The organism is Embleya scabrispora DSM 41855 (assembly GCF_000372745.1).
Classification (GTDB): domain Bacteria; phylum Actinomycetota; class Actinomycetes; order Streptomycetales; family Streptomycetaceae; genus Embleya; species Embleya scabrispora.
The window spans coordinates 17,071-29,324 of the sequence record NZ_KB889733.1 but is presented as its reverse complement, the minus strand read 5'-3'; the positions used below and the strand labels follow the sequence as shown (position 1 = coordinate 29,324).

Genomic DNA, 12,254 nt, shown 5'->3' with positions numbered 1-12,254 from the left:
GCTGGGTTCGCCTCAAACGCCGGCGGGGCTGAGTGGCCTCAAACGCTGGCCGGGCTGAGTGGCCTCATGCGCCGGCCGGGCTGGGTTCGCCTCAAGCGCCGGCGGGGCTGGTTGGCCTCAAGCGCCGGCGGGGCTGGTTGGCCTCAAGCGCCGGCGGGGCTGGTTGGCCTCAAGCGCCGGCCGGGCTGAGTGGCCTCCGGCCGGGCTGAGTGGCCTCAAGCGCGGGCCGGGTTGGAATGGGTGTGGGTCGGCTTTTGGGTGGGGTGCGTGGGGGGTCGTTAGGGTTTGGGGGATCGGAGGTGGCGGATGGCGCGGGGCGGGCGGTTGTGGAGGGGGCGGGGGGCCGCCGGGGGCCGGGACGTAGTCGTGGGGGAGTGGCCCGGCGAGGACGGCTCGCGGGAGCAGGCGGTGCGGTTGGTGGCGTACCTGCGCGGCGTGGTGCGGGCCGGGGAAGGTGACTCGGACGCGGTCGCGGCGCGGGTGATCGGGCTGTCCGCGGCCACGCTCGTGCGGATGGATCGGGCCGCTCGGCCGAGGGCGACTGCGGGGGCGCTCGGCGACCCGGCGGCGGCCAGGGCGCTGCTGCGTACCCGCCGGCATCCGCTGGCCGCGGCGGTGACCAGCCTGGACGGGAACGGCGGTCTGCGTGAGGAGGCGGTGGTTCGGTTGGCGGCCGAACCCGGGCCGTTGGCCTCGGTCTTCCTGGCGCTGCGGACCGACGACTGGGTGGATTCGGTGCGCGAGCGGGCGTTCGCCGCGCTGCGGTGGCACGACGAGCCGGACGAGGTGCGGGCGGTGGTGCCCGTGCTCGACGCGCTGCGCGGGCGGATCCGGTCCAAGGGCGTGTTGGACGCCTACCGGGAGGTGCTGCTCGCCGGGCCGCGCCAAGAGGCCCGAGGTCGTGCGCTGGCCGCCGAGGAGCAACCGAGCGTGCGTCGCCTGGGCATGGAACTGCTGGACGAGGAAGCGCTGTTGGCGATCGCGCTGCGGGACTCGGACCATGCCTGCCGGGCCGCCGCCGGGCACGCCCTGCTGGCCGGGCTGCGCGGCCGGGACCGGCAGCACGTCGCGGTGCGGCTGTTGCGGGTGCCCGATCCCAGGGTGCGTGAGCGGGCGGTGGAGGTGTTGCCGGCTGGGATCGAACCGGCCGTACTCGCGGGCCCGTTGGCGGATCGTTCGGCCAGGGTGCGGGACGCCGCCCGGCGCAGACTGCGGGCCGGCGGCACCGATCCGGCCGCCGCCTACCGGGCCTTCCTGCGCACCGGGCCCTCGCCGGGCATGTTGCTCGGGCTCGCCGAATGCGGCGAGGACGCGGATTTGGACATCCTGCACGCACACCTGGACGCCGAGCGGTCCGCGCTGCGCCGGGCGGCCCGCGCGGGCGCGGTCCACCTGGTCCGGCGGACCACGCCTTCGTGACGCGACGGCGTGGGGTTCAGCCCTGCTTGCAGTCCGGGCAGACGCCGCGGAAGGTGACCTCGACGCCGGAGATGTCGAAGCCGAAGCGCTCCGCCTCGGCGAGGCCGGCGATCGGGTCGCAGTCCGGATGGACGTCGCGGATCGTTCCGCACACGCGGCACACCAGATGCTGGTGCGCGGTGCCGGTGTTGGGGTCGTACCGTTTCGCCCGCCCGTCGGTGCCCACCTCCAGCACCTCGCCGAGCGTGACGAGTTCGTTCAGCGTGTTGTAGACGGTCGCCCGGCTGATCTCCGGCAGGCGCTCGCCCGCCCGCGCGTGAACCTCGTCGGCGGTCAGGTGTACGTGGTCGCCGTTCAGGACCTCGGCCACGACGCGACGCTGCGCGGTCAGGCGCCATCCCCGCTCACGCAGTCGCTCCAGAAGGTCGCTCATGTACACGACGATACACGTCCCTGGATTAGACCTGGTCTAAATATTGTTCTGGACAAAGTCCAAGCTGGGCTCTAGGTTGAGTGCCGGACCTCAGCACCAGCAACGCCAGGGGAGACGCGAACCATGCCGCAGCAGCCGAACACGCTGACCACCGAATCCGGCGCACCGGTGGCCGACAACCAGAACAGCCAGACCGCGGGCCCCGGCGGGCCGTTGCTGCTCCAGGACCAGTACCTGATCGAGAAGTTGGCCAGGTTCAACCGGGAACGCATCCCGGAGCGCGTGGTGCACGCCCGCGGCTCGGGCGCGTTCGGCTACTTCGAGGTCACCGCGGACGTGTCCCGGTTCACCAGGGCGCACTTCCTGGCCGAACCGGGCCGGCGTACCGAGGTGTTCACCCGCTTCTCCACCGTCGCCGGCAACCTCGGCTCGGCGGACGCGGTGCGCGACCCCCGCGGATTCGCGGTGAAGTTCTATACCGAGGAGGGCAATTACGACCTCGTCGGCAACAACACCCCGGTGTTCTTCATCAAGGACCCGCTGAAGTTCCCGGACTTCATCCACACCCAAAAGCGCGACCCGTACACCGGCAGCCAGGAGGCGGACAACGTCTGGGACTTCTGGTCGCACTCGCCCGAGGCCATCCACCAGGTCACCTGGCTGTTCGGCGACCGCGGCATCCCCGCGTCGTACCGGCACATGGACGGCTTCTCCTCGCACACCTACCAGTGGGTCAATGCCCAGGGCGAGGCGTTCTGGGTCAAGTACCACTTCAAGACCGACCAGGGCATCCGGAACCTGACCGCCGAGGCCGCGGCGGCCCTCGCGGGTGCCGACGCCGATTCGCACCAGCGCGACCTGCTCACCGCGATCGACGCGGGGTCCGCGCCGTCGTGGACGCTCAAGGTGCAGATCATGCCGGTCGCGGAGGCCGCGACCTACCGGTTCAACCCGTTCGACCTGACCAAGGTGTGGCCGCACGCCGACTACCCGCTGATCGAGGTCGGCCGGCTGGTGCTGGACCGCAACCCGGAGAACGTGTTCGCCGACGTCGAGCAGGCCGCGTTCAACCCGGCCAACTTCGTGCCGGGCATCGGCCCCAGCCCGGACAAGATGCTTCAGGGCCGGCTGTTCGCCTACGCCGACGCGCACCGCTACCGGGTGGGCATCAACCACACCCGACTCCCGGTCAACGCGCCGCACGCCACCGTCGCCCACAACCACGGGCGGGACGGCCACATGGCCACCAACCCGGGTGGCCGGGCCAAGAACTACGAGCCGAACAGCTTCGGCGGCCCGTACGAGAGTGGCGTACCGCTGTGGGCGTCGACCCCGGTGGCCGGCGTCACCGGGACCCACGAGGCCCCGGCGCACGCCCAGGACGACGACTATGTGCAGGCCGGCGACCTGTACCGGCTGATGGCGGCGGACGAGCAGGCCCGGCTGGTGGCCAACATCTCCGGCTTCCTGGCCCAGGTCTCCCGCGACGACATCATCGACCGCGTCGTCGGCCACTTCCGGGCCGCCGACCGGGACTACGGCGACCGCATCGCAGCCGCCGTGAAGGACCTGCGCGCCTGACGGTCCCCCGAGAACCGCCGCCCGGTACCTGAGCCGCGAATCGGTACCGGGCGGCGCTCAGCACGTCCGGCACTCGCCCTCGCCGCGGTCAGCTCACCAGTTCCTCGGTGCGTTGAGCCTCGCGGATCTGGCAGCGCACGATGTCGCGGACCGAGATGATCCCGAGCACGTCGCCGTCGTCGAGCACGATCAGGTGGCGGAAGCCGCCGCGAGTCATGGCCGCCGCGGCGTCCGCCAGCGTCCAGGACGGGGTCGCGAAGACCACGTTCGAGGTGAGGTGGTCGCAGGCGTACTCGGTGTCGGGATTCTGGCCCGCGCCGATCGACATCAGGATGTCGCGCTCGGTGAGGATGCCGAGTCCGGACGTTTCCGGGTCGATCACCACCGCCGCGCCGATCTGGCGGGCGGACATCAGTCGCGCTGCGGCGCGGAGTGTGTGGGCGGGGCCGATGGTCAGAACGATCGTGCTCATGCCGTCGCGGACGAGCATGTGACACCACCTCCGTCGGGGCGTGGATGTCAGGGCGGGGCGTGCTCGAGAAAGATTTCACAAGTTCACAAGCCCTGGTTTTCACATGGTCACATGCCCGGGAAGGTCAAGGGAAGGTATAGCGGGCAACTCACTCGAAGGGAGTAGGACGGCCAGGGTCCGACAGTTCGTTGAAACCCTTCAAAAACCTTCGAAATCCGTTGAAACCCTTCAGGGAATGCCGAAAGTCCGCGAAATCCCTCAGGCTTGCTCGTGCGGATCGCCGAGCCGGTCCAGCAGCTCGTCGTGCAGGAGACCGTTGGACGCGGCCGCCGTGCCGCCGGCGGGGCCCGGAGCGCCGCCGAGCGAGGTGAACCGCCCGCCCGCCTCCTCGACGATCACCGACAGCGGCGCGAGGTCCCACAGGTTGACCTCGGGCTCGGCGCAGATGTCCACCGCGCCCTCCGCGACCAGCATGTACGACCAGAAGTCGCCGTAGGCACGGGTGCGCCAGCAGGCCCGGGTCAGGTCCAGGAAGTCGTCCATCCGGCCGCGCTCCTCCCACCCGCCCATGCTGGAGTACGCGAACGAGGCGTCCTCGATCGCGCCCACCTTCGACACGCGGCAGCGCGATGCCTGGGACAGGCTGCGGCCGGTCCACGCCCCGGCCCCCTTGGCGGCCCACCAGCGACGGCCCAGGGCGGGCGCGGAGACCACGCCCATGACCGACTCGTCGCCGTCCATCAGCGCGATCAGCGTCGCCCACACCGGGACGCCCCGGACGAAGTTCTTGGTGCCGTCGATCGGGTCGATCACCCAGCGCCGGGGCCCGTGGCCGGTCGAGCCGAACTCCTCGCCCAGCACCGCGTCGCGCGGGCGGCCCCGCCCGAGCTGGTGCCGGATGATCTCCTCGGCGGCCTTGTCCGCATCGCTGACCGGAGTCATGTCCGGCTTCGTCTCGACCTGGAGGTCGAGCGCCTTGAAGCGGTCCATGGTGGTCGCGTCGGCGGCGTCCGCGAGGACGTGGGCGAAGCGCAGATCGTCGTCATAGCCGGGCATGACACGAACAGTACTGGCGCCTTGCGAACGTTTCCGCACGCCCCGCGCGCACGGACACACTTACGCGCCGTCGCCACGGCCTCGTACGCTCGTTATGCAGACACGGAAGCGCGAGCAGCGACAGTCGACAACCGTTCATCGGTCGTGCGCGTGATACGAGTACGAGTCGATGACGGAGGGGGTGCGGGACCGCGATGGCACTGTTCGGGGTCGGGCGCAGGGCAACACACGGCAAAGAGGCCGTACCGGGACCCGGTCTCGTCCAACCACGTCGAAGTCTGGACGGTTGGACACTGGAGGGCACTCCGCTCGCGGACCGCTTCGAGCGTGAGGAACTACGCGAGCTGGGCACCCTGTTGCACGGTGTCGGGGCCGAGATGCGCACCGCGTGGACCTACGAGCGCGCCGCCGATCTGCTGGAGCGGGCCGGCGAACGGCCCCAGGCGCTGGCCGTGGTGGAGGCGTGGTTCGCGCTGCCCGAGGAGGTGCGCCGGGCCAGCCCCGCCGCCACCCGATCGCTGGGTCGACGCCGGCAGCGGCTGCGCAGCCGGCTGGCCGCTCCGCCCGGGCCGGCGGCCATTCCGGCCCAGGCCAGGTCCGCCGGGTCGATGCCGGCCGAGCCGGGCACGCCGCCGGCGCCGGGCGGGGGCGCGATCGCGTCCAAGGGCGCGCCGACCAAGGGCACGTCGAGGACGGAGCAGGCTACTCGCTGGTAATCGATGCCCCCGCGGGGGTTCCGATGGGCGCGATGAGGGCGTAGGACAGCGGGTACACGGCAACCGCCGACCGCACGTCACACGTCTCTCGCGAGGAGAATGCCCGTGTCGACGCACGACCTGTACGCGCTGCCCGCCGACATGACCGTCTGGGAGGTCCCCGCGTCGGGGGCGGCCCGGTTCAACTGGGAGTACGACGAAGGCCGGGATCGGCTCCTCGCCCTGTACGCCAAGGGCAAGGACAAGCAGTGGGACGCCGCCCGGCGGATCGAGTGGGATCTGCCGGTGGACCCGACGAACCCGCTGGGCATGCCCGAGGAACTGCACACGCTGTACGGCACGCGCAGTTGGAACATGATGTCGCAGCGCGAGCGCGACGAACTCGGTCGGCACGCCATCGCCTGGCAGTTCAGCCAGTTCCTGCACGGCGAACAGGGCGCGCTGATCTGCAGCGCGCGGATCGCCGAGTCGGTGCCCGACCTGGACGCGAAGTTCTACGCGGCCACCCAGGTGATGGACGAGGCCCGCCACGCCGAGGTGTACGCGCGCTTCCTCAAGGACAAGGTCGGCCTGTACTACCCGATCAACCCGAGCCTGAAGGCGCTGCTCGACGACACGCTGTCGGACGCCCGCTGGGACATGCCCTACCTGGGCATGCAGGTGCTGATCGAGGGACTGGCACTGGCCGCCTTCGGGATGTTGCGCGACCTGACCACGGTCGCGCTGCCCAAGCAGATCCTGGCCTACGTGATGCAGGACGAGGCCCGGCACGTGGCCTTCGGGCGGATGGCGCTGCGCGACTACTACCGCGAGCTGACCGATGCCGAGCGCGGCGAGCGCGAGGAGTTCGTGGTCGAGGGGTGCTATCTGATGCGCGATCGGCTGCGCGACGAGGAGGTGTGGGAGAACTTCGAGATCGACAAGGTCGAGGCGCGCGAGGCCACCGAGAACTCCGAATACCTGCGCGAGTTCCGCCGCCTGTTGTTCAGCCGGATCGTCCCGTGCATCAAGGACATCGGCCTGTGGGGACCGAAGGTGCGCACCACCTTCGCCGAGATGGGCGTGCTGGACATGGGCGATACCAACGTCGAGCAGATGATGCGCGACGACGAGGACCAGGCCGAGGCGCTGGATCGGGACCGGCGCATCCGCGCGGAGGAACGGGCCCGGGCCGCCGAGGTCACCGACATGGTGGAGCTGGGCTCGGACGGATGAGCACGGCCCGGCCGGGCCCGGACACGGCGGGTCCGTGCTTGGGCAGGGGAAGGCCGGAGGCGGGGGAAGGCCGCCCGGGTGCGAACGGGCTAGATTTTCGGCATGACCGATCTTGTGAGTTCCCGTCCGCCCGCTTTCGTCTTCGACCTCGACGGGACCCTCGTCGACAGCGTGTACCACCACGTCATGTCGTGGCAGGAAGCGCTCAGCGAGGCCGGCATCGACCTGGCGATGTGGCGGATCCACCGCAAGGTCGGGATGAGCGGCGGGCTGTTCGTCCAGGGCATCCAGCGCGAGACCGGCATCGACCTGTCGCCCGAGCAGGTGGAGGCGCTGACCGACGCGCACGGGCGCCACTACGCCGCCCGGGTGCCGTTCGTCCAGCCGCTGCCGGGTGCCCCGGAGTTGCTGCGCCACCTCACCAGGGTGGGCATCCCGTGGACCATCGCCACCAGTGGTCGGCGGGCCGGCGCCGAGCCGATGCTGGCCAAGCTCGGCGCGCCCGCCGACCTGGCGATGGTCACCCGCGACGAGGTCGCCCGGGCCAAGCCGGACCCCGACCTGTTCCTGGCCGGTGCGGCCAGGCTCGGGGTGGACCCGGCGCAGTGCGTCGTGGTCGGGGACAGCATCTGGGACCTGCTGGCCGCGCGCCGGGCGGGCTCGCTCGGCGTGGGGCTGCTCTCCGGCGGCTACGGTGCGAACGAACTCGAACGCGCACACGCCTTCCGGGTCTACGAGGAGCCGGGCGACCTGCTGGCGCACATCGACGAGCTGGGCGTACGCGGCAACTGAGATCGCGCGGGCATCCGGGTGATCCTGTGCGGCAACCCGTCCCCGAGGGGGTCGAAAGTTCTACCCTTGAGCCATGGGTCCGGCCGACGAACCTGCGGAACTGCTCCGTCTCCTCGCCGACGACGCCCGATTGAAGGTGTTCGCCGCGCTGGTTCTGGAGGCCCACCTCAGCTCCGAGATCGCCGATCGCGCCGGGCTGCCGCTGCGGGACACGGTCAAGGTGCTGGCCCGGCTGGAGTCGGGCGGACTGGCCGCGCGGGCCGGTGACGGCTGGCATGCGTGCCCCGAGGCGCTGGCCCAGGCCGCGGCCGGGATGGGCATGGAGCCGGACGACGCCTTCGCCGACCGCGGCCCGGCCGAGGCGGCCGTATTGCGCACCTACCTCGCCCGTGGCCGGGTCCGGCAACTGCCGGTACAGCGGGCCAAGCGGCTGGTCGTGCTGGATCACGTCGCGGGCAGCTTCGAACCCGGCGTGCGCTACGACGAGGCCGAGATCGAGGAGACGCTGCGCCGGTTCATGGACGACCACGCCGCTTTGCGCAGGCACCTCGTCGACGAGGGCTTCCTGGGCCGTGAGGGCGGGGTGTACTGGCGTACGGGCGGGTCCTTCGTGGTCTGAACGACCCGCCCGAACGATTTCGGGTCGTCAGCGGACCGGGGCCCGATCCAGGTCGATGCCGCCGTTGTCCGTGCGGACGTCGATCACCCGGTTCGAGCGCGTGTCGTTGCCGATGTCGTCGCGGACTCCACCGTTGTCGGTCTTGGTGGATACCCGATAGGTGTTCCCGTCGTCCGGCACGCTGATCCGGACCCCGCCGTTGTCGGTACCCACCTTCACGTTCGTGGGCGGCGTGTCGAGGCGCAGCCGGACGCCACCGTTGTCCGTTTGCACGGAGACCCGGTCGGCGCTCACCCGGGACACGCCGACGCCACCGTTGTCGGTGCTCAGGGTCAGATTGCCGGTGCTGTCGTCGATGCCGATGTGCCCGTTGTCGGTGCTGAACCGCATGTCCTGGCGCAGCCCGCTCGCGTTGATCGAGCCGTTGTCCGCGGAGACCTTCAGCGGGATGTCGAGCGGGACCTTGATCCGGTACGACCCGCCGCAGCTGACGCCCATGAAGCCCGGGCAGTTCAGCCGCAGCTTGAGCCGGTCGCCCTCCAGGGTCCAGCTCGGGTCGGGACCGTTGATGCTGTCGGTGATCCGCCGGTCCACGGTGATCTTCCCCGGCTCGCCCCGTTCGAGGGTGACCCCGCCGTTGTCGGTGTCGATGACCAGGTTGCCGGAGCCGAGGGTGAAGACCTTCGTGCTGTGCACGTCGTGGGCGGAGAGCAGGGTGATCCCGGTCCACGCCGCCAGCAGGATCCCTCCGACGGCGAACACCCCACCGAAGAAGATCAGTGACGTCCGTAGCGGCCTTTTCATGACACTCTCCCCGACAGGTGATCCGAAGCTGCCCAAACTGTATGAGCGGCCGCACCGGGGGCGGCATCCGGCGGTCACCCGAACCCGGGGTAGGGCTGTCCCCCCTGAGCGGACCGTGACCGGTCCCATGCGCGGGTGTTCGGCACGCACTGAACCCGGGGAGCGTGAGAGCCGTTGGTCTGTGCGAGGGTCGTGCTTCCCCCTCGGGCCCCGACTGCTTAGGAGAGCCGCTTCATGTTCGACACCGTCTCCGGCCTGCCCCTCCACGTCCTGGTCGTGCACCTGGCGGTGGTCATCGTGCCGGCGGCGGCGATCGCGAGCGTGCTCGTGGCGGCCCGCCGCCCCTGGCTGCTGCGCGCCGGGTGGTGGGTGGTCGGCCTGGACGCCGCCGCCGCGCTGACCGCCTTCGTCGCGAAGGAGAGCGGCGAGAAGCTGCTCGCCCGGCTGGACAGGCTCAGCGACGGCCAACGGGCCGCCGCGGTGCAGACACACGTGGACCGGGGCGCCGACATGCTCTGGTACGCGCTCGGCCTGTTCGGCATCACGCTGGTGCTGATGCTCGTCGCCCGGCACCGGGCCGCGGCGACCTTCAGGCCGCGCACGATACCGCCGGTCGTGGTTCCGATCGTGGCGGTGCTGACCGTGCTGGCCGCGGTGTTCGCGGTCGTCCAGGTGGTGCGGGTGGGCGAATCCGGATCCAAGGCGGTGTGGGGCGACACCGTCGAGAACAGTCTCGCGGCACCGCGTTGACCCGATCCGGTGTCGGGCGTCAGTCGCCCTCGTCGCGCTCGCGGGTGCTCAGCAACCGGCGCAGCGAGTACAGCCGGGCCGGCTCGGCGTGTCCGGCCTCGACCCAGGCGTCGAGTGCGCAGTCCGGTTCGTCGTGCGAACACACGCGCGGACAGTCCTCGGTGCCCGCCGCGAGGTCGGGGAAGGCGTTGATCACCCGGCTGAGGTCGACGTGGTTGAGGCCGAACGAGCGCACCCCCGGGGTGTCCACGACCCAGCCCTGATCCAGGTCGGGCCGGGTCGTGTCGTCCTCGAAGGGGGGCAGCCGCAGGGTCAGTGCCGACGTGGTGGTGTGCCGCCCGCGCCCGGTCACCTCGTTGACGTGGCCGACCGCGCGCTGATGATTCGGCACCAACTCGTTGACCAGGGTGGTCTTGCCGACGCCGCTGTGCCCGACGAAGACGGTGACCTTGCCGGCCAGGCGCGCGCGGATCGGATTCAGGTCCCAGTTCGACTCGCTCCTGGTGACCACGTACTCGACGCCGAGTGCGCCGTACATCTGCAACAGGCTGTCGGGAGAGGCGAGATCGGCCTTGGTCAGCACGAGCAGCGGTTCCAGGCCCGCGTCGTAGGCGGCGACCAGGCAGCGGTCGATCAGGCGCGGGCGCGGCTCGGGGTCGGCCAGCGCGGTGACGATCGCGAGCTGGTCGGCGTTGGCCACGATGATCCGCTCGTACGGGTCGTCGTCGTCCGCGGTGCGGCGCAGCGTGCTGCGGCGTTCCTCGACCCGGACGATCCGGGCCAGCGAGCCGTCCTCGCCGCTGAGGTCGCCGACGATGGCGACCCGGTCGCCGACCACGACGCCCTTGCGGCCCAGTTCGCGGGCCTTCATCGCGGTGATCGAGCGGTCCGGCGCGTCCTCGTCCTCCAACAGGCACGTGTACCGGCCGCGGTCGACGGTCAGCACGCGGCCCTCGCGGGCGTCCTCGTGCTTGGGCCGGGTCCGGGTGCGCGGACGCGAACCGCGCTTGCCCGGACGGACCCGGATGTCGTCCTCGTCGAGGTCCTTGCGTCGGTTGGAGCCGAGTCCCGCCATGGTCCCGGGCCTCTCAGCCGCGTCGCGCGGTCAGCATGCGCGTCCACAGGCCGGTGAAGTCGGGCAGGGTCTTCGCGGTGGTCTCCACGTTCTCCACTTCCACGCCCGGGACCAGCAGGCCCAGTACGGCGGCCGCGGTGGCCAGCCGGTGGTCGTCGTAGGTGTGGAACACGCCGCCGCGCAGTGCGCGCGGCCGGATCTCCAGGCCGTCCTCGATCTCGTTCACGTCGCCGCCGAGGTCGTTGATCTCCTTGACCAGCGCGGCCAGCCGATCGGTCTCGTGCAGCCGCAGGTGGGCCACGCCGGTCAACCGGCTGGGGCCGTCGGCCAGGGCCGCGACCGCCGCGATCACCGGGGTCAGCTCGCCGACGTCGTGCAGGTCGGCCTCGATGCCGTGTACGGCGGTGCCGCCGGTCAGGGTCAGGCCGGCCGAGTCGAGCGTGCACGAGCCGCCCATCGCGGTGAAGATCGAGCGCAGCCGGTCGCCGGGCTGCGTGGTGTACTCGGGCCAGTCCCGCACGGTCACCGAACCGCCGGTGACCAGCGCGGCGGCCAGGAACGGGCCGGCGTTGGACAGGTCCGGCTCGACCACCATGTCGCGGCCGAGCAGCGCTCCCGGGGCGACCCGCCACACGTTGGGCTCGGCGTCGTCCACCCTGGCCCCGGCCGCGCGCAGCATGTCCACGGTCATCGCGATGTGCGTCATCGACGGCACCGACGTGCCGGTGTGCCGGACCTCGACGCCGAGGTTGAAGCGCGGACCGGACAGCAACAGCGCGCTGACGAACTGTGACGAGGAGGACGCGTCGATGTGCACCACGCCGCCCTCGACCCCGCCGCCGCCGAGCACGGTCATCGGCAGCCGGGCCTCGCCCTCGTCGTCGATCCGGGTGCCCAGGTCGCGCAGCGCGTTGATCACGCCGTCCAGCGGGCGCTCGTACGAGCGCGGGTCGCCGTCGAAGCGCACCGGCCCGTCGGCGAGCGCGGCCACCGGTGGCAGAAAGCGCATCACCGTGCCCGCGTTGCCGCAGTCCACGGTCGCGGGGCCGGTCAGCCCGCCGGGCAGCACGTACCAGTCCTCGCCGCGGTCCTCGATCACCACGCCGAGCGCGCGCAGGCCGGCCACCATCAGCAGCGAGTCGCGGCTGCGCAGCGGGCGGCGGACATAGCCCGGGCCGTCGGCCAGCGCGGCCAACACGAGGGCGCGGTTGGTCACCGACTTGGAACCGGGCACCTCGACGGTGGCGGTCACGGGAGCGGAGGCGACAGGGGCAGACCACAACGCAGACATCACGGGGCAAGCCTAGTCCGTTCGCCGCCCC

13 protein-coding genes are annotated in these 12,254 nt (G+C 71.3%); 7 read left to right on the top strand and 6 right to left on the bottom strand.

All coding sequences use genetic code 11. From position 1 onward, the window contains the following. Positions 1–366 precede the first annotated feature (366 nt). Entirely contained in the window at positions 367–1,419 is a 1,053-nt protein-coding gene (locus tag A3IC_RS60955; protein ID WP_020557311.1) for a hypothetical protein, read from the top strand. Between the two features lie 16 nt (positions 1,420–1,435). Here the strand turns inward: A3IC_RS60955 and A3IC_RS0148640 are convergent, their stop codons facing one another. Beyond that, positions 1,436–1,852 (bottom strand): Fur family transcriptional regulator, encoded by a 417-nt coding sequence (locus A3IC_RS0148640; protein ID WP_026219628.1) that lies wholly within the window; start codon positions 1,850–1,852, stop codon positions 1,436–1,438. Positions 1,853–1,975: 123 nt separating this feature from the next. Between A3IC_RS0148640 and A3IC_RS0148635 the strand changes: the two genes are divergently transcribed. Further along, on the top strand, positions 1,976–3,433 hold the full coding sequence (locus A3IC_RS0148635; protein WP_020557309.1) for a catalase: 1,458 nt from the start codon (positions 1,976–1,978) through the stop codon (positions 3,431–3,433). An 88-nt stretch (positions 3,434–3,521) separates the two neighbouring features. On the opposite strand, the gene A3IC_RS0148630 is transcribed toward A3IC_RS0148635, so the two are convergent. Together A3IC_RS0148630 and hisN are read right to left on the bottom strand one after the other, a co-directional pair. After that, positions 3,522–3,923: a CBS domain-containing protein gene (locus A3IC_RS0148630; RefSeq protein ID WP_020557308.1), complete on the bottom strand. Its 402-nt coding sequence runs from the start codon at positions 3,921–3,923 to the stop codon at positions 3,522–3,524. Positions 3,924–4,163: 240 nt separating this feature from the next. Beyond that, on the bottom strand, positions 4,164–4,961 hold the full coding sequence (gene hisN / locus A3IC_RS0148625) for a histidinol-phosphatase (protein ID WP_020557307.1): 798 nt from the start codon (positions 4,959–4,961) through the stop codon (positions 4,164–4,166). A 194-nt stretch (positions 4,962–5,155) separates the two neighbouring features. On the opposite strand from hisN, the gene A3IC_RS0148620 reads away from it, so the two are divergent. From A3IC_RS0148620 to A3IC_RS0148605, 4 genes are all read left to right on the top strand, one after another. Next, complete coding sequence (locus A3IC_RS0148620; protein WP_020557306.1) at positions 5,156–5,677, top strand: hypothetical protein; 522 nt, start codon at positions 5,156–5,158, stop codon at positions 5,675–5,677. 105 nt (positions 5,678–5,782) lie between these two features. Next, entirely contained in the window at positions 5,783–6,892 is a 1,110-nt protein-coding gene (locus tag A3IC_RS0148615) for a ferritin-like domain-containing protein (RefSeq protein WP_026219627.1), read from the top strand. A 102-nt stretch (positions 6,893–6,994) separates the two neighbouring features. Then, positions 6,995–7,684: an HAD family hydrolase gene (locus tag A3IC_RS0148610; RefSeq protein WP_020557304.1), complete on the top strand. Its 690-nt coding sequence runs from the start codon at positions 6,995–6,997 to the stop codon at positions 7,682–7,684. A 73-nt stretch (positions 7,685–7,757) separates the two neighbouring features. Next, a complete protein-coding gene (locus tag A3IC_RS0148605) occupies positions 7,758–8,303 on the top strand; it encodes a DUF2087 domain-containing protein (RefSeq protein ID WP_020557303.1) in 546 nt (181 codons plus the stop codon). Positions 8,304–8,330: 27 nt separating this feature from the next. On the opposite strand, the gene A3IC_RS0148600 is transcribed toward A3IC_RS0148605, so the two are convergent. Beyond that, entirely contained in the window at positions 8,331–9,107 is a 777-nt protein-coding gene (locus tag A3IC_RS0148600) for a DUF4097 family beta strand repeat-containing protein (protein ID WP_158696409.1), read from the bottom strand. A 234-nt stretch (positions 9,108–9,341) separates the two neighbouring features. Here A3IC_RS0148600 and A3IC_RS0148595 point away from each other — a divergent pair, with 234 nt between their 5' ends. Continuing rightward, the gene (locus A3IC_RS0148595; protein ID WP_020557301.1) at positions 9,342–9,857 is read left to right on the top strand and encodes a DUF2231 domain-containing protein; all 516 of its coding nucleotides are present in this window, start codon (positions 9,342–9,344) and stop codon (positions 9,855–9,857) included. A gap of 19 nt (positions 9,858–9,876) precedes the next feature. Here the strand turns inward: A3IC_RS0148595 and rsgA are convergent, their stop codons facing one another. Both rsgA and aroA read right to left on the bottom strand, forming a co-directional pair. Next, positions 9,877–10,932: a ribosome small subunit-dependent GTPase A gene (rsgA, locus tag A3IC_RS0148590; RefSeq protein ID WP_020557300.1), complete on the bottom strand. Its 1,056-nt coding sequence runs from the start codon at positions 10,930–10,932 to the stop codon at positions 9,877–9,879. A gap of 13 nt (positions 10,933–10,945) precedes the next feature. After that, entirely contained in the window at positions 10,946–12,223 is a 1,278-nt protein-coding gene (gene aroA / locus A3IC_RS0148585; RefSeq protein WP_040878730.1) for a 3-phosphoshikimate 1-carboxyvinyltransferase, read from the bottom strand. Positions 12,224–12,254: the final 31 nt, after the last annotated feature.